At 53.3% G+C, this 16,386-nt stretch carries 16 protein-coding genes; 14 read left to right on the top strand and 2 right to left on the bottom strand.

Annotated elements, in window-relative coordinates:
• The first annotated feature begins 152 nt into the window (after positions 1 to 152).
• From HMPREF9473_RS18185 to HMPREF9473_RS18140, 10 genes are all read left to right on the top strand, one after another.
• On the top strand, positions 153 to 995 hold the full coding sequence (locus HMPREF9473_RS18185) for an RNA polymerase sigma factor (protein WP_006781661.1): 843 nt from the start codon (positions 153 to 155) through the stop codon (positions 993 to 995).
• Positions 996 to 1,008: 13 nt separating this feature from the next.
• Complete coding sequence (locus tag HMPREF9473_RS18180; protein ID WP_006781660.1) at positions 1,009 to 1,692, top strand: DUF2461 domain-containing protein; 684 nt, start codon at positions 1,009 to 1,011, stop codon at positions 1,690 to 1,692.
• Between the two features lie 189 nt (positions 1,693 to 1,881).
• Complete coding sequence (locus HMPREF9473_RS18175) at positions 1,882 to 3,792, top strand: OPT family oligopeptide transporter (protein WP_006781659.1); 1,911 nt, start codon at positions 1,882 to 1,884, stop codon at positions 3,790 to 3,792.
• Between the two features lie 3 nt (positions 3,793 to 3,795).
• Entirely contained in the window at positions 3,796 to 4,152 is a 357-nt protein-coding gene (locus HMPREF9473_RS18170) for a PqqD family protein (protein ID WP_347509283.1), read from the top strand.
• A 168-nt stretch (positions 4,153 to 4,320) separates the two neighbouring features.
• A complete protein-coding gene (locus HMPREF9473_RS18165) occupies positions 4,321 to 5,436 on the top strand; it encodes a C45 family autoproteolytic acyltransferase/hydolase (protein WP_006781657.1) in 1,116 nt (371 codons plus the stop codon).
• A gap of 100 nt (positions 5,437 to 5,536) precedes the next feature.
• On the top strand, positions 5,537 to 6,415 hold the full coding sequence (locus HMPREF9473_RS18160) for an AraC family transcriptional regulator (RefSeq protein ID WP_006781656.1): 879 nt from the start codon (positions 5,537 to 5,539) through the stop codon (positions 6,413 to 6,415).
• 138 nt (positions 6,416 to 6,553) lie between these two features.
• Entirely contained in the window at positions 6,554 to 6,937 is a 384-nt protein-coding gene (locus tag HMPREF9473_RS18155; protein ID WP_006781655.1) for a BlaI/MecI/CopY family transcriptional regulator, read from the top strand.
• Positions 6,930 to 8,246 (top strand): M56 family metallopeptidase, encoded by a 1,317-nt coding sequence (locus HMPREF9473_RS18150; protein ID WP_006781654.1) that lies wholly within the window; start codon positions 6,930 to 6,932, stop codon positions 8,244 to 8,246. The genes HMPREF9473_RS18155 and HMPREF9473_RS18150 overlap by 8 nt, the downstream gene beginning before the upstream one ends.
• 394 nt (positions 8,247 to 8,640) lie before the next feature.
• Entirely contained in the window at positions 8,641 to 10,602 is a 1,962-nt protein-coding gene (locus HMPREF9473_RS18145) for an endonuclease MutS2 (protein ID WP_034859613.1), read from the top strand.
• Positions 10,603 to 10,683: 81 nt separating this feature from the next.
• Complete coding sequence (locus HMPREF9473_RS18140; RefSeq protein ID WP_006781652.1) at positions 10,684 to 11,610, top strand: helix-turn-helix domain-containing protein; 927 nt, start codon at positions 10,684 to 10,686, stop codon at positions 11,608 to 11,610.
• Between the two features lie 220 nt (positions 11,611 to 11,830).
• Here the strand turns inward: HMPREF9473_RS18140 and HMPREF9473_RS18135 are convergent, their stop codons facing one another.
• Together HMPREF9473_RS18135 and HMPREF9473_RS18130 are read right to left on the bottom strand one after the other, a co-directional pair.
• Positions 11,831 to 12,259, bottom strand: coding sequence for a PH domain-containing protein (locus HMPREF9473_RS18135; protein ID WP_006781650.1), 429 nt, complete (start codon positions 12,257 to 12,259; stop codon positions 11,831 to 11,833).
• Between the two features lie 58 nt (positions 12,260 to 12,317).
• Complete coding sequence (locus tag HMPREF9473_RS18130) at positions 12,318 to 12,635, bottom strand: helix-turn-helix domain-containing protein (RefSeq protein WP_006781649.1); 318 nt, start codon at positions 12,633 to 12,635, stop codon at positions 12,318 to 12,320.
• A gap of 237 nt (positions 12,636 to 12,872) precedes the next feature.
• Between HMPREF9473_RS18130 and HMPREF9473_RS18125 the strand changes: the two genes are divergently transcribed.
• From HMPREF9473_RS18125 to HMPREF9473_RS18110, 4 genes are all read left to right on the top strand, one after another.
• Positions 12,873 to 13,325: a hypothetical protein gene (locus tag HMPREF9473_RS18125; protein WP_006781648.1), complete on the top strand. Its 453-nt coding sequence runs from the start codon at positions 12,873 to 12,875 to the stop codon at positions 13,323 to 13,325.
• 99 nt (positions 13,326 to 13,424) lie between these two features.
• Entirely contained in the window at positions 13,425 to 14,009 is a 585-nt protein-coding gene (locus tag HMPREF9473_RS18120; RefSeq protein ID WP_006781647.1) for an HD domain-containing protein, read from the top strand.
• A gap of 110 nt (positions 14,010 to 14,119) precedes the next feature.
• Positions 14,120 to 14,860: an SH3 domain-containing protein gene (locus HMPREF9473_RS18115; protein WP_006781646.1), complete on the top strand. Its 741-nt coding sequence runs from the start codon at positions 14,120 to 14,122 to the stop codon at positions 14,858 to 14,860.
• Between the two features lie 66 nt (positions 14,861 to 14,926).
• A complete protein-coding gene (locus HMPREF9473_RS18110) occupies positions 14,927 to 16,276 on the top strand; it encodes an MATE family efflux transporter (RefSeq protein ID WP_006781645.1) in 1,350 nt (449 codons plus the stop codon).
• Positions 16,277 to 16,386 lie beyond the last annotated feature (110 nt).

Genomic DNA, 16,386 nt, shown 5'->3' with positions numbered 1-16,386 from the left:
CCGGGAAAACCGTGCTGCTTTGACGGTTTTTCCGGAATTTTTTGTGTTGGGCAGAAAAAGATGGTAAAATATTGTCACAACCGACCTTTTTTGTTGTCTAATAGGAAAAAGGAGGAAAATCACATGGAAAAATACGGATGGAGGAACTATTTATGAATCAACAGGAAACAAACCGCCTCATAGATTTGGCCCTGGATGGAAATGCGGAAGGGCTGGAGCAGCTGCTGGCCAGCGTCCAGGACATGGTATTCAACCTGTCCCTGCGGATGCTTGGGACTGTCCCCGACGCGGAGGACGCTGCCCAGGATATTCTGGTGCGCATCATGACCAGTCTCTCTACCTTTCGGAAGGAGAGCAGTTTTCAGACCTGGGTGTACCGCATTGCCACCAACTATTTAATCAATTATAAGAAATCCATGTTTGCCAGACAGCCCCTGGATTTTGAGTTCTATGGAAATGATATCAAGTACGCCGCCGTTGACGAGACGGAGCAGCTGGTGGACGAGATGACCAGGGAGACCATGGCGGAGGAACTGAAGATGTCCTGCACCAATGTGATGCTCCAGTGTCTGGACGCCGAGAGCCGCTGCATCTTTGTGCTGGGGACCATGTTCAAGGTGGACAGCAAAATTGCGGGAGAAATCCTGGATATGACGGCGGAGAATTACCGCCAGCGGCTGTCCAGAATCCGCCGGAAGGTGGGAGATTTTCTGGCGGAGTACTGCGGGTTGAGCGGAAGTGGCTGCTGCTCCTGCAAAAAACGGGTGGGCTACGCCATTGCCCAGCACCGCATCAATCCGGAGAGACCGGACTTTTTACAGTTGAAACCAGTAGACAAGGGAACCATGTCGGAATTTAAAAACGAGATGGAGAAGTTAGACGAGCTGTCCCTGCTGTTTGAGGAGCTGCCGGACTATCAGTCGCCCGCGGCGGTGAAGGAGCGGATATCCGCCCTCATCCAGTCGTCCCAATTCCAGGCCATTCAGAGCCTTTAGGAGGAAGAGTCGTATGAGCAGTCAAATATTAACGTACTTATCTGCGCTTGAGCAGAACAATGACAGGGAGTGGTATCACGCCCACAAGGCGGAACTTACTGAGGCCAACCGGGAATTTGAGGAAATCATCGGGGGCCTGATTGCGGAGATTGGGAAGGTGGACGGGAGTATTTTGTATAACGTACCAAAGGATTTGACGTTTAAGCTGGTGCGGGATACCCGGTTCAGCCACGACAAATCGCCTTATAACCCGTCCTTCCGGTGCCACATCTCATCGGCGGGAAAATTGCCGATTCCGGTGGGATATTTTCTGTATATCCAGCCGGGGAACCGCTCGTTTTTGGGAGGCGGACTTTTTGCGGACATGTTTAAGGATGCCACCGCCATGGTGAGGGACTATTTGTCGACTCACGGGGAGGAGTGGGAGGAGATTATTCAGGAAGAATCCTTCCGGCAGAAGTTCCAGGTCCAGGGCACGGCCCTCAAAAAGGTTCCGGCGGGCTACGACAAGGAGAGTCCACAGGCGGAGTTTTTGAAATTTAAGAGCTGGTTTATTGAGGACCATTTTGAGGATGGGCTTCTGGAGGATAAGGATGAGTTTATCCGGTATGCAACGGAGCGGTTTCTGGCTATGAAGCCGTTTAATGATTATCTGAACCGGGCGCTGGCGCATTTTACCATGCCGGCGAGACCGTAAAAGGGTTATGAAACCGCATAGCGATTGGCAATCAGGAACAATCAAGAGCATGATCAAAGGCAGGCGCTAATTTTATGGGCGCCTGCTTTTTTGCTACCTTCTGGCAAATTATCTAATTGGGTTGCACAATTCAGACAAATTGACTATACTAATAAAGCTGACATCAAGAGAAGAAGGAGTAAAGACATAATGAACGAGCAAAAAGAGTTTAAACCGTATATACCGGCCGACAAAGTGACGCCGGAGATTACCGTGACATCGATTGTGATGGGGATCATTCTGGCCGTGGTATTTGGGGCGGCCAATGCCTATCTGGGTCTGCGTGTGGGCATGACCATCTCCGCCTCCATTCCGGCGGCCGTGATTGCCATGGGCGTGATTCGCCGCATTATGCGCAAGAAATCCATTCTGGAGAGCAACCTGGTTCAGACCATCGGCTCTGCGGGGGAATCCCTGGCGGCGGGGGCGATTTTTACGCTGCCAGCGCTGTTTCTGTGGGCAGGCGAGGGCAAGATGGAGACGCCAGGCATTCTGGAAATCACGCTGATTGCGTTTATCGGCGGAATTCTGGGCGTGCTGTTTATGGTGCCGCTGCGCAACGCGCTTATCGTGAGAGAGCACGGCATTCTTCCCTATCCGGAGGGAACGGCCTGCGCGGAGGTGCTGCTGGCCGGTGAGGAGGGCGGCGCCAACGCGTCCACCGTATTTGCCGGTATGGGGATTGCGGCTATCTTTAAATTTATCATCGATGGACTGAAGCTGGTGCCAAGTGAGGTTTCTTTCCGTGTGAAAGGGTATGCGGGGGAGATAGGAACCCAGATTTACCCGGCGGTTATGAGTGTGGGTTATATCTGTGGGCCGAGGATTTCCTCCTACATGTTTGCCGGCGGTATCGTGAGCTGGCTGGTATTGATTCCGGCCATTGTGCTGTTTGGTGCGGATTTGACCCTGTATCCGGGGACGGAGCCCATTGGGCAGATATTCGCGGAGGGCGGCGCCGGCGCTATTTGGGGCAGCTACATCCGTTACATCGGCGCCGGCGCGCTGGCGGCCGGCGGCATTATCAGCCTGGTGAAATCCCTGCCTCTGATTATCCGCACCTTTCGGGACGCCATGAAGGGCCTGACGGGAGCCAGGAGCGAGGGTGGCAGCCGGACCAGCCAGGATTTGAATATGAAGCTGATTATCATCGGCATCGCGGTTCTCACCCTGTTAATCTGGCTGGTGCCGGTGATTCCGGTGACGCTGATGGGGGCCATCATCGTGGTCATCTTCGGATTTTTCTTTGCCACCGTGTCCTCCAGAATGGTGGGACTGGTGGGAAGCAGCAACAACCCGGTGTCCGGTATGGCCATTGCCACATTGCTGATTGCCACCATCATTTTGAAAATGACGGGCGATAGCGGAATTCACGGCATGCAGGGGGCGATTGCCATCGGCTCCATCATCTGTATCGTGGCGGCCATTGCCGGGGATACGTCCCAGGATTTGAAGACTGGCTACCTGCTGGGGGCAACGCCGAAGAAGCAGCAGATTGGTGAGTTTATCGGCGTCATTTCGGCGGCATTTGCCATCGGAGGCGTGCTGTATCTGTTGAATGCGGCCTGGGGCTTTGGCTCCGAGGAGCTGGGCGCGCCGCAGGCCATGCTGATGAAGATGATTATCGAGGGCGTGATGGAGAACAACCTTCCGTGGGCCCTGGTGTTCATGGGCGTGTTCCTGGCCGTGGCGGTGGAAGTGGTCGGGATTCCGGTGCTTCCCTTCGCCATCGGCGTGTATCTGCCGGTCCAGTTAAATGCCTGCATCATGGCCGGCGGCCTGGTGCGTCTGGCCTTTGACCGGATGAAGCGGGAAGAGAAGGAGAAAGAGACGATTGTCAGCGACGGCCTGCTCTACTGCTCCGGCATGATTGCCGGGGAAGGTCTGGTGGGAATCCTGCTGGCCCTGCTGGCGGTGTTCGGACTTGACAAAGCCATCGATTTATCCGGGATGCTGAATCTGCCGGCGGCGTTTTCCAACATCGGAAGTCTGGTGGTGTTTGGTCTGGTGATACTGACGCTTCTCAAGTTCTCTCTGTGGAAGAAACGGAAAACGGTATAGGTGATGATGGGAAAGAATAAGAAAATGGGCAGTGAAAATTACCTGGACAAAATCCCCATGAGGCCGGAGGGAATCTCCTGGTCCACCGATGAGGCGGGGATTGTGACCCTGGATATTGAAAATACCGGCGCGTTCAACCGGATTGCCCAGAAGCTGTTTCACAAACCAAAGGTGAGCCATATCCATCTGGACCAGATGGGCAGCTATGTGTGGCCGCTGATGGATGGGGAGAGAAGTCTCCTGGATTTGGGCAAGCTGGTGGAGGCGCAGTTCGGTGACGAGGCTTCGCCGCTCTACGAGCGGCTGGCCAAATACATGCAGATACTGGACAGCTATCATTTTGTGAAGTGGAAGCAGTAACTATGGAATGCCGCGGGCACCTGCGAATGTGCAGATGCCTGCGGCATTTTCCCGTAAAATATGATATAATTCCAGTTAGGGTGCGGTGAAAATCGCAGAAACTATCATGAATTTTATTTCATTTTCTCCTACAATAGCAGTATCAAAATGAGTGAGGAGAGAAGAAACATGAAATGTATGACAAAAACCATGGAACTTGCGGGGAGCAATTATGAGATTGGGAGAAAACTGGGGGAGATCGTTGCGGGAGTTCCGCAGCTGCGGGCGCTGCACACGGCGGTCTATCCGGGGAGCGGGGAGGAGAAGGCGAAGGAGGCCATGGCTCTGTTTGAGCGGTGGTGTCCGGGGTTCAATGAGGAGCTTTCAGGGTTCGCGGAGGTTCTTCAGGTGCCGGCCAGCCAGCTTGCCTTCTATGCGACGACGAACCTTCGCCCTAACTGCAGCCAGATTGCGGTGCTGCCGTCCATGACGGAGAGCGGGGAACCGTTGCTGGCGAGAAATTATGAATTCAATCCTATGTTTGAGGATTTTACCCTTGTGAGGACCAGTGTTCCTGGGAAATACCGGCATATGGGGACCAGCGTGTTTCTGTTTGGAAGAGAGGACGGATTCAATGAGTGCGGGCTGGCGGTCACCATGAGTTCCTGCGGTATGCCGGTGGGAGCGGAGCAGGGGATGCGCCGGACGAAGGTGAATGGATTACAGTACTGGGCGGTTATCCGGGCGCTGCTTGAGAACTGCCGGGACGTGGAGGAAGCCCTTGCCTATGTGAAGGAGATGCCGATTGCATTTAACTTGAATTTAATGCTGGTGGACAAGAGCGGGCGGATTGCGCTGGTGGAGACACTGGACGGCCGCATGGCGGTGAAACGGATACCGGAGGATGGCGGGGAGCAGTATTTGTGCGCCACCAACCATCAGGTGATACCGGAATTAATCGCCTGTGAGCCGGTGGCCATGCGCCACTCCCTTCAGCGGTATCACTGGATTCGGGAGAAGATGGATCACAGCGATAAGGTGGGCAGAGAGCAGTTGAAGGAGATGCTGCTGTCCATGTACCCGGAGGGGATGTGCTGTCATTTTTATGAAGCATTTTTCGGGACAACCAAGAGCATGGTCATCAGCCCGGCGGCCGGGACGATTGAGCTGTGCTGGGGCGGGGAGGCCGCCAATGGCTGGAAGGTGTATGGAATTGAGGAGCCGCTTCAGACTTCCATGACGGAAATCGAGGTTCACAATGTGCCGTTTCAGAGGGAGTTTGGGGAGTTTTTGCCGATCGAGTAGAAGAGGAACGGGCAGTAGAGCAGGAATACACAGTAGAGTAAGGGAAACAGGGCAGCAGCAAACAGAACAGCAGCAACAAATAGAAAGGAACAGTTGTCATATGAACTACCTGGATACATTACAGCGGGCCATCGTATATATTGAGGAGCATCTTGGCGAGAACATCACGGTGGAGGAGGTGGCCCATGCCACGGGCTACTCCTACTACCATCTCACCAGACAGTTCCAGGCGGTTCTCGGGGAGAATATTGGCAGCTACTTAAAGGGCCGCCGTCTGGCGGAGGCGGCCAAGCGGCTCATCTATTCCGAACAGCGGATCATTGACATTGCCATGGAGTACGGTTTTGAATCCAGCGAGGCGTTCAGCCGTGCCTTCAAGGCGGTGTACCGGATGAGTCCCAGCGTGTACCGGAAAAACCGTCTGGATTTAATCATCAGCAACAAGGAGAAGCTGGGCGAAGAGCTGATCAGGCACCGGGCCGCCAGCATCACCGTCCATCCTAAGCTGGTGGAGCTGCCCGACATCAAAGCAGCGGGCCTGCGGGGCCGGACTACCCTGCGGGACAATGTGATTCCCAAGCTGTGGCAGGAATTCATGGCGGTGCGAAATGAGATTCCCCACCCCAAAGCCGGCGGCCTGGGTCTTGGCATCTGCGAGGCGTGCCGGGAGGACAACTCCCTTCTCACCATGAACGATGATATTCTGTTTTCCGAGGTGGCCGGGATTGAGGTGGATTCCTTTGAGGACCTGCCGGAGCCGTTCGTGGCAAAGACCCTGAAAGGGGGACGCTACGCGGTGTTCACCCACAAAGGCAGCCTTGGAAGTCTTAAGAAAACCTTTGATTACATCTGGGGAACCTGGGTCTTCAACACGAAAGAGCTGCTGGATGACCGGGAAGATTTCGAGGGGTACGATGAACGTTTTTTAGGATTTGACAATCCGGATTCCGAGATGGATATCTATATCCCCATCCGGTAGATGGCCGGCCGATGAATCATATCGGCCGGTTATTTTTTGTAACGAAATCCAGGGATTGACAATAGTATAACAAGATGTTATTCTATTATCAGAAGCTAGAATAACACTATGTTATACAAACCAAGGAGTGAAACAACAATGGAGCAGCAGATATCGGATGCGGAACTGGAAATTATGAAAATCATATGGGCAAACGGCGGACCGGCTCTCTTTGCCAGCATCATGGAGGAACTGGCGGTAAAAGGCAAAACCTGGCAGAAAAATACGGTCATCATGCTGCTGTCCCGCCTGATGGACAAGGGGTACCTAAAGGCAAAGAAAACAGGGCGCAGAAACGAGTACACCGCTCTTGTATCGGAGTCAGAATACCAGACGGCGCAGACGAGAAATCTGTTGAACAAGGTCTATGAGGGAAATGCCAAAGGTCTTGTTTCCACCCTGATTCAGAGTGATTTGCTGACTGACGAGGAATACAGGGAATTAAAAGCCATGCTGGAGGGAGGGAACCGGGCGGATGAATGATGTGTTCAAGGTATTTCTGTCCCTGTCCCTTTCCGGCTCCCTGATGATTCTGATTCTGTTCCTGGGCAGACATTTCTGGAAAGACCGGATAAGCAGGCAGTGGCAGTATTATATCTGGCTGCTGGTCATTGCCCGGCTGCTGCTTCCCTTTGCCCCGGAAATGAATCTGGTGGGACATGTGCTGCAGACCGTTGATTCCACGTCTTCCCAGACGGAGCCCCAGCCACAGCAGTGGCCGATTCAGGAGCAGGATGGGAACAGCAGACCGCAGAGTCAGGCTTTTGACAGCCAGCCAATCCAGGATATCGTGACGCTGCTGGCCAATCATCTCTGGCTGGTCTGGCTGGTGGCCGCCCTGCTCCTTCTGGTGCGGAAAATCACCGTCTACCAGAGCTTCGTACACTATGTAAAAGCCGGGTGGAAGCTGGTGGACGATGTAGAACTGCTGGACCATTTCTCGGTTCTGGCCGGTGAGGCAGGGGTGAAAATGCCGGTGGAACTTGGCGTCAATCCCCTGATCTCCTCCCCGCTTTTAATCGGTTTTTTCCGCCCCTGCATCGTGCTTCCGGGCACTGACATCTCGGAACATGACTTTCGCTACACGGTCCTGCACGAACTGACCCACTGCCGGCGGCGTGATATGTTTTACAAATGGCTGGTTCAGGTGACGGTTTGTCTGCACTGGTTTAACCCGCTGGTGTACGTGATGAGCCGGGAGATCAACAGGGCCTGCGAATTTTCCTGTGATGAAGCGGTTATCAAAACGCTGGAGGATGGCGGCCCGCAGGAGTATGGAAGGACATTGCTCCATGCCATGAATCAAGCCGGAACTTATGGGGAGACGCTTGCGTCTGTCACATTAAACGAGAATAAGGAAATGTTAAAAGAAAGGATTGGTGCCATTATGAGTGCGAAAAAGAAATCAGGATTAAGGACGGCAGGTACACTGCTGTTGACGGTAATGCTGCTGTGTGCGGCGGCCTTTACCGGGGCTTACGCGGCGACAGCGGAGGATGGGGTGCCAGATGGAGTAGTTATAAATTTAACGAATAATCCGGGACAGACAAACATTATCCATTCCTCCAGTTTTGAGGCGGAGGATGGACAGGTGCTGACGCTGGAAATCAAGTCCAATGTGAAGGGTAGTGTGGATTTGTTTTTGTTCTCCCCGTCCTACGAGGAACAGCGGATTACAATCGGCGGCAGTGATGAGACCAGAACGGTCAGCCTGTCAAAAGGAACCTGGGCTTACAACTGCACCGGATTTTTTGACAGTGGAGATATCACGATTGTCGGAACGATTCAGTAACATGCAGACAGCAGGCCGCCGGAGCGGAATCGGAGAGATTTCGGTTGACAGGCGGCCGCTGGCTGTGTATACTATGGATTAGTATAAAACAGAAAGGGGAGAATTTTTTGTTAAGTGTTTCTATGATGGAGAGTAAATAAATTTATGAGTCGTATGCGGAAAGCGTCTGGTGTTTCAGGCTGTTTTTGGCATGCCATAAATCCATGATAGAATTGCACAGCACAGAAAATCTCTTTCTCATATTCCCGGAGTAGGACCTATGTGGCATGTTATTGTGGATGCTCATAGGTTTTTTTATTCTCTTTTTTATGTGTAGATTGGCAAAGAGCGATAGAGAAGTCGACGGAGCATAGCAGGTTGACAAAATTTGACAGATAGGAAAGAGGAAGAAACATTGAATCGAACAACATTTGAATTATTAGGATATGGTAACATTGTTGAGGAATTGAGGGAATATGCGGTGACGCCGAAGGGGCGGGAGATGGCGGGGGAACTGGCGCCATTTTTGTCGGAGGCGAAGCTGAGGAAACACATGAGGGACACCACCCAGGCCAGGCAGCTGCTGGACGCGCTGGGGGCGCCTCCATTTCCGGCCATGGAGCACGTGGAGGAGTATGTGGAAAAGGCGGTGAAGGGAGAACTTTTACTGCCGGAGCATATGGAGCAGATTGGATTTTTCCTGGTGGCCGTGCGGCGGATGCAGGTGTATCTGGAGAAGGGGAAGGATAGTGAGATTGGTCTTGCCTTTTACGGGGATAATCTGGCGGAGGTCCGGGAGCTTCAGGAGGAGATTGCCCGCTCGGTCCGTGGCGGCAGAATCGACGATTACGCCTCCAACGGACTGCGGGATATCCGGCGGGAGATTCAGACGCTGGAGGGCAAAATCAAGGAGAAGGCGGAGAGCGCGCTGCGGGCCGGCAAGGCCTATGTGGCGGACTCCTTCGTGGTGAACCGCAGCGGGAGAGTCTGCATTCCGGTGAAAAAGGAGTACAAATCCAAGGTACCGGGAATGCTGGTGGACAAATCCTCCACCGGCTCCACCCTGTTTATCGAGCCTCAGGCGGTGGCGAAGCTGCGGGAGAACCTGGAGCTTTGCCGGATTGAGGAGGACACGGAGGAGCGGAGAATCCTCTACACGCTGATGGATAGGATTGCGGAGCATGAGGCGGAGATTCTGGAAGACATCCGGGTGGTGGTTCTGCTGGACTTTATCTTTGCAAAGGCCAAACTCAGCGCCAGAATGGGAGCCATAGAGCCGAAGCTGAACACGGAGCGGTATATCCGGATGAAACAGGCCAGACATCCCATGCTCCGGGAGGAGGAATGTGTGCCGCTGGACTTTGAGATTGGCCGCGGCATCCGGGGAATTGTTATCACCGGGCCAAACACCGGGGGCAAGACGGTGGCCATGAAGACGGTGGGCTTGTTGAGTCTGATGGCCTGCTCCGGTCTCCACGTGCCCTGCGAGAAGGCGGATATCGCCATGAACAGCCAGGTGCTGTGCGACATCGGGGACGGGCAGAATATCTCCGACAACCTGTCCACATTTTCGGCCCATATCCGCCAGGTCAATGAGATTCTTGGGACGGTCAACGAGGAGAGTCTGGTGCTGCTGGACGAACTGGGTTCCGGCACGGACCCGGCGGAGGGAATGGGAATCGCCATTGCGGTTCTGGAGGAACTCCGTAAGAGCGGCTGTCTTTTTCTGGTGACCACCCACTACCCGGAGGTGAAGGAGTACGGGGAGCGACATTCGGAGATTGTTAATGCCAGAATGGCCTTTGATAGGGAGAGTTTAAGGCCTCAGTACCGGCTGGAGATAGGAAAGTCGGGGGACAGCTGTGCCCTGTACATCGCCAAACGGCTGGGCGTGCCGGACGAGGTGCTGCTGATGGCGGCCAGGGAAGCCTACCGGGAGCAGGCGGACGGGCTGATTCGGGAATTGGAACTGGATACCGGAAATGCTGTGGATACCGGGGATGCCGGAAAGGGGCGAAAGAATGCCTGGAAGCAGAAGACCCCTCATATAGAGAAGCAGGTTGCGGTGAAGCGGGAGGCAGTCCACGGGGAAACATTTACCAGGGGCGACAGCGTGACGGTGTCGCCGGAGCAGGTGATTGGCATCGTGGTGAAACCGGCGGACCGGAACGGGGATGTGCTGGTGCAGATTCAGAAGGAGAAGAAGCTTATCAGCCACAAACGGTTGAAACTGAAGGTGGCCGCCAGTGAACTGTACCCGGAGGACTATGATTTCTCCATCATTTTTGACACCGTGGAGAACCGGAAGGCGAGACACCAGCTTGGCAAGGGATATCAGGCGGGGCTGGAGGTTCCAGTGGAGGAAGCATTAAAATAGCAGAATAGGAAAAGAAATATGACTGACGGCATTTTATAATGGGATTACCACGTGGAGGAAACTTAGAAACAGGGGGTGGAGATGATGGAAAGGGAATCGGTTGTGCTGGAGAGCATGCTCTACATCGACAGGCATTTGGCGGAGGAATTGACGGTGGAGGAGATAGCGGGCCACGCCGGGTATTCCGTATTTCATTTTTCCCGAATGTTTCGGGAGGAAGCGGGAGTGCCGGTGATGGAATATGTGAGAAAACGGCGGCTGATTCGGGCGTCGGAGGATATTCTTGGCGGCAGGAAGGTGCTGGACGCGGCATTGGACTGGGGGTATCAGTCCCACAGCGGGTTCACGAAAGCATTTACTGGGGAATTCGGTTTTCCACCCGCCCTGTTGAGAGGATTCCGTATGCAGATGACGGAAATTCAAGGAGGGAATGCCATGAGTCATGTATTTTTGGAAGAGACTGGGAGCCATGAATCGAAGGAGGAACTGTACGACAGGCTGTGGGCTTCCATCGGGGAGCAGGGACTGGATTATGAGAGAGGGCGGATAGAGAAGGCGTATGAGTTCGCCTGCCGGGCCCATGAGGGGCAGAAACGGTATTCGGGGGTTGAGTATGTGACGCACCCCATCAATGTGGCCATTCTGCTGACGGAGATGGAGGGAGATGAGGACACGGTGGTGTCCGGGCTGTTGAGTGAGGTGCTGGTGAAAACGGAGATTACCCCGGGGGAGCTGGAACGGGAATTTTCTCCACGGATTGTGAAGATTTTAGAGGCGGTAAAGTTGTTTGCGCCAGGGCAGGTGGATATGACGGAGTGGGAGGCCGTGCTTGTGAAACTGGCCGGCCGCCTGCACAACATGAGGACGCTGGAAGCCATGAGCCGGGAGGCGTGGGAGAAAAAAGCCAGGGAAACCGTGGAATGGTATCTGCCGATTGCCAGGGCGATTGGAAATGAGAAGCTGGCAGCAGAATTACATGATTTGTCATTAAAATATCTTGGGATATAAAACAATCCCCAGGCAGTCCGTCGGTGGTATGACGGAAAGTGCCTGGGATTTCATTTGTCAAAAAATGTGGCAATGCCGGACTGTCGTACAGTGCGACGATGCCAGGCTATCGTACAGTGTGGCGATGCCGTGCTATCGCATAATGCAGCGGAACGACTGATTGACAAGGCATTATGACTCCAAAGAACGGATAGCGCATTTCAGCATAGAGAAATAATCTTTAATGCTCATCTCCGTCATCTTCATCATAGTCCTGGTGGTCGTCATCCACATCGGCGATATCCTCATCCTCACTGCTGTGCATATACTCCCTCGCGCTGACCCGGTTGCGCATGCGCTCCTCCTCCACCTTGCCGGAGAGCAGTTCCTTCACGTGATCGCTGTGCTTGATGTTGGTGATTTTCAAACATTTCAAATCCAAATCCGTGCTGTCAACATGGATAGTGCCCAGCCCGAAGATGCGCTGAACCAGGTTTTTGCTCAGGCTGATATTCAGGATGCGGTACAGCCGCACTTCCTCTTCCTTAGTGTTGAGAAATCCGGTCTCCACAAAGAGACGGCCCTCATCCATGCCATACTTGGTGAAGGTCCACGGAAGACCGCACCACAAGCGTTTTCTGTCATACCAAATCATATTTTCTTTCTTCATATCCCTGTTCTCCTTCCATATCCATGCACCGGATATCTGCCGCTGTCACTTCCGTCTTCTATTCCTCGTCATCCGACAAAATAATGCGGGCGAGTCTCATCTTTTCCTCCTGGGAAAGGTTGTTCTTGCTGCGGGTGTAAATCGTGATGACATCGTTGTAGGTGGGCTTGCTTTCCGCCTCCCCGCCATCGTCAAAATCGTCCAGAGACAGCCCCAGCACCCTGGCAATGGCCTTGAGCGTCTCCAGCTTCGGGTCCTTTGTGGCCCCGCTTAAAATCTTGTTGAGAGTCCCCAGTGGGACGCCGGACCTTCTGGAAAGCTCTTCCGTGGTAATGCCCAGTTTTTTCTTATATTCCGCTATCTTTTCTAACCCCATCTGAGTAAACCTCCTTATGATAACAGTTTACCGGGAAAGAATAAAAAAGTCAAACTAAAATTAATACTTAACGGTAAAAAATCGGTTGACATTTACCGTTAAGTATAGTATTTTAGATACACAGCTTACCGTTAACGGTAAAATTTAGTGAAATACAAAAACCAAACAAATGTTCGATAAGAACAGTATATCATTGCCGGGTAAGTGTGTCAATGAAAAATATGGAGGAGGATGACGATGGACAGAAATGCATTTATTCAGTACAGCGAAGTGAAGGAAGAGATAAAGGATATCAGAAAACGAATCGTCAAGCTGGAGAAATTTCTGAGCGCCCCACACCAGGTGGCCGACACGGTGAAGGGAAGCAGAAAGGACGGCACCTACGGAAACATCCGGATTACCGGCTATCCGGTGCCGGAATTTTACTCCAAGAAGAAAATGCTGGAGCTGTTAAAAGACCGGTTAAAGACCAAGGAAAGGGAGCTGCTGGGGCTGATGTGCCAGGTGGAGGAGGATATCGAGAGCATTGACAAGTCCGATCTGCGAACCATGTTCCGCCTCTATTATCTGGACGGCCTTCCATGGATCAAGGTGGCCCAGAAGATGAACGATTTGTTCCCCCGGAAACGGGTGCCCTACTCGGAGGACAGCTGCCGGATGCGGAATAACCGGTTTTTTGCAAAAATTTAGTAAATATATATTTAAACATTCTTAAATAGAATTTTCTCCCATCCTATGATAAAATGGAAAAAGAAACAAACCAACAAATAATCATTCGAGGTACAGTAAATGGAGAATATTGCTAGTTACATCTCCTTCATCCAAGAGGCGGAGAAGTTGAAGTCTATTCTCCGCACCGCCTGGAGTTCCAGCGGGCGGGGGGAGAGTACGGCGGAGCATAGCTGGAGGCTGGCTTTGCTGGCGGGGGTGGTTTTGACGGAGTATCCGGGATTGGATGGGCGGAAGGTTTTGATGATGTGCCTGATTCATGATATGGGTGAGATATATGACGGAGATATTTCGGCGGCATCACTGCCGGATGCGGGTGAGAAGTATCAGATGGAGCTTGACGCGGTGCGGCAGGTGTTTGGGCTGCTACCGGAAGGGCAGCGGGATGCGATGATGGCGCTGTGGCAGGAGTACAATGACAATTCCTCGCCGGAGGCCCACCTGGTGAAAGCACTTGACAAGGCGGAGACCATCATCCAGCACAACCAGGGGAAGAATCCCCCGGGCTTTGACTATGATTTCAATCTGGAATACGGCGCTGCCTATTTTAAGGACGACCCGTTTCTCCAGCAGATGAGACGACAGCTGGACGAAGAGACCGACAAGCGCTGGCAGGAAGAAAAAAGCCACGTCCAGTCTACATAGAGACTGCAAGACATGCAGAAAATCGAAACAGAAACGAAGAAAATCGACATTACAATCGATAACATCACACAAATAAACAGATACGATACACGACAATGGAGGAGACACGTATGAAAAAAATGGCGGTATTAGGCGGAGTAGTGATAGTGCTGATAGTGGTGATAAAAATCGGCAGCATTTTCATTTCCCCATCCACAAAGGACCCGACGGAGGGACAGACCAGCACCGAGGAGACGTTTCAGACCGTTCCCATCACACCGGGAATGACCACCGCGGCCCGGGAGCCGGTGACCATAGAGATAGACAATGACAACGGCAGCGGCAATGGCAGTGGCGAAACCGACGCCCTGGAAACGCTTCCGGTAGAGACATCGGAAAGCCTGACACCTCAGGGCTCCGGCCAGGCGTCCGCATCGACCACGGCGGCCGGCACGAAGGCGGCCACGACCACCAAAGCGGCGTCCACAACCAAGGCAGCAGCCAATTATACCGTAAAAGATATCGAGAGCAAGACCATGTACGCCACCAAGAGCGTCCGCGTCCGTGAGAGCGCATCTACCGACTCCGCCGTAGTGGGCGGTCTGACACCGGGACAGGACGTGAAGGCCACCGGAGAGACCAGCAACGGCTGGATTCGCGTTTCCTACAACGGAGGCTCCGCTTACGTGTCAAAATCCTACCTGTCCACCACCAAACCGGACACGGCGAAGGAGACCACGGCGGCCAAGAAAACCACCGGCAACAGCAGCAGTAACACCACCAAGACAACAAAACCGGCACAGGAAAGCAGCGCGGCGGCTCCAACGACGGCGGCTTCCTCCGATGAGACTATCGCGCCGTTCCCGGGCTAAACCGGGGAATCGGCAGTATGCACCAATTCGAGACAGAAAGGCAGTCAACGTAACAGGTACAATGACATGACAAATGATTTGACAAAAGGGAGTCCGCTCAGGCTCATCATCGGGTTCATGATACCCACGTGCTTAGGCAACTTATTTCAGCAGTTTTACAATCTGGCAGACTCCATCATCGCCGGGCGTTTCATCGGCGTGGATGCATTGGCGGCCATCGGCAGTACCTCCTCTTTAATCTTCCTGGTCATCGGATGGTTAAATGGGATCACCAGCGGCTTCGCCATCATCATCGCCCAGCAGTTCGGCGCGAAACGGTATGACAGGATGCGCCATTATCTGGCCCAGTCCATCTACCTCTGCGTGGCGTTTGTCGTTGTAATGACCATAGGGCTTTCTATCCTGAATTATCCCATTCTCCGGATGATGAATACGCCGGAGACTATCATCGGCGAGACCGGCTCCTACATGGCCGTCATCTACGCCGGACTGGTGGTGACAGCCGCCTACAACGCGCTGGCCGCCGTGCTGCGCGCCCTGGGAGACGGAAAGTCGCCCCTGTATTTTTTGATTATATCGGCGGTGCTGAATATTATCATGGATATTGTGTTTATCGTGTATTTCCGGATGGGCGTGGTTGGATGTGGATATGCCACCGTTATCGCCCAGGCGGTTTCCGCACTGCTCTGTCTGCTGTACATTATCAAAAAGTTTGATATTTTAAGGCTGCACAAACCGGACTTTGAGCCGTCGGCCAGGAGCATGGGCCAGTTGCTTGCCATCGGCATTCCCATGGGACTGCAGTTTTCCATCACGGCTATCGGAACCATCATTGTCCAGGGGGCTATCAACGTGTTTGGCTCGGTCTACATCGCCGGATTTTCCGCCGGAGGCAAGATACAGAACATTGTCTGCACCGTGTTTGTGGCCTTTGGCGCCACCATTGCCACCTTCGTGGGGCAGAACCGTGGGGCCGGCCGGATGGACCGGGTGAAGGAGGGCGTCAAAGTGACCCAGATACTGATTCTTATCTGGAGTGCGCTGATGATGTTTGCCATCCATTTTTTCGGAAAATATCTCATCATGATATTTGTGGACCCAGCGGAGACCCAGGTGATGGAAGCGGCCCTCACCTATTTCCGGATGGTGTCCTGGTGTTATCCCTTCCTGGGAAGTATTTTTCTATATAGAAATGCACTTCAGGGCCTTGGCTACGGCCTGGTGCCTATGCTCGGCGGCGTCTTCGAGCTGCTGGCCAGGGCGGGAGTGGTTGTGGTTATCAGCGGAATCGCCGGCTACGCAGGTGTCTGTCTGTCCGACCCAGCCGCCTGGATGGCCGCTCTAATCCCCATCGTGCCGTATTATTTTTATAAAATGAAGAAGGCGGATTCCATTTTGAGGGAAAGTAGATTATAATGGAACGTAACAGTTCAAGACGGCGGGGATATGGCTGGCCAAGGCGGCGTCAAGCTAGCTTGTAAGCCTCCTTGGCCAGCCATATCCACATCGGAGGAACCTCCGATGCT

Origin of the sequence: Hungatella hathewayi WAL-18680 (assembly GCF_000235505.1) — a bacterium.
GTDB lineage: Bacteria > Bacillota > Clostridia > Lachnospirales > Lachnospiraceae > Hungatella_A > Hungatella_A hathewayi_A.
The sequence above is the reverse complement of the archived record's forward strand: the minus strand, read 5'-3'. Positions and strand labels throughout refer to the sequence as shown.

What these genes read in the sequence shown, in the direction of transcription:
- HMPREF9473_RS18185 (WP_006781661.1), top strand. Translation starts at nt 153, where the DNA reads ATGAATCAACAGGAAACAAACCGCCTCATAGATTTGGCCCTGGATGGA.
- HMPREF9473_RS18180 (WP_006781660.1), top strand. Translation starts at nt 1,009, where the DNA reads ATGAGCAGTCAAATATTAACGTACTTATCTGCGCTTGAGCAGAACAAT.
- HMPREF9473_RS18175 (WP_006781659.1), top strand. Translation starts at nt 1,882, where the DNA reads ATGAACGAGCAAAAAGAGTTTAAACCGTATATACCGGCCGACAAAGTG.
- HMPREF9473_RS18170 (WP_347509283.1), top strand. Translation starts at nt 3,796, where the DNA reads ATGATGGGAAAGAATAAGAAAATGGGCAGTGAAAATTACCTGGACAAA.
- HMPREF9473_RS18165 (WP_006781657.1), top strand. Translation starts at nt 4,321, where the DNA reads ATGAAATGTATGACAAAAACCATGGAACTTGCGGGGAGCAATTATGAG.
- HMPREF9473_RS18160 (WP_006781656.1), top strand. Translation starts at nt 5,537, where the DNA reads ATGAACTACCTGGATACATTACAGCGGGCCATCGTATATATTGAGGAG.
- HMPREF9473_RS18155 (WP_006781655.1), top strand. Translation starts at nt 6,554, where the DNA reads ATGGAGCAGCAGATATCGGATGCGGAACTGGAAATTATGAAAATCATA.
- HMPREF9473_RS18150 (WP_006781654.1), top strand. Translation starts at nt 6,930, where the DNA reads ATGAATGATGTGTTCAAGGTATTTCTGTCCCTGTCCCTTTCCGGCTCC.
- HMPREF9473_RS18140 (WP_006781652.1), top strand. Translation starts at nt 10,684, where the DNA reads ATGATGGAAAGGGAATCGGTTGTGCTGGAGAGCATGCTCTACATCGAC.
- HMPREF9473_RS18135 (WP_006781650.1), bottom strand. Translation starts at nt 12,259, where the DNA reads ATGAAGAAAGAAAATATGATTTGGTATGACAGAAAACGCTTGTGGTGC.
- HMPREF9473_RS18130 (WP_006781649.1), bottom strand. Translation starts at nt 12,635, where the DNA reads ATGGGGTTAGAAAAGATAGCGGAATATAAGAAAAAACTGGGCATTACC.
- HMPREF9473_RS18125 (WP_006781648.1), top strand. Translation starts at nt 12,873, where the DNA reads ATGGACAGAAATGCATTTATTCAGTACAGCGAAGTGAAGGAAGAGATA.
- HMPREF9473_RS18120 (WP_006781647.1), top strand. Translation starts at nt 13,425, where the DNA reads ATGGAGAATATTGCTAGTTACATCTCCTTCATCCAAGAGGCGGAGAAG.
- HMPREF9473_RS18115 (WP_006781646.1), top strand. Translation starts at nt 14,120, where the DNA reads ATGAAAAAAATGGCGGTATTAGGCGGAGTAGTGATAGTGCTGATAGTG.
- HMPREF9473_RS18110 (WP_006781645.1), top strand. Translation starts at nt 14,927, where the DNA reads ATGACAAATGATTTGACAAAAGGGAGTCCGCTCAGGCTCATCATCGGG.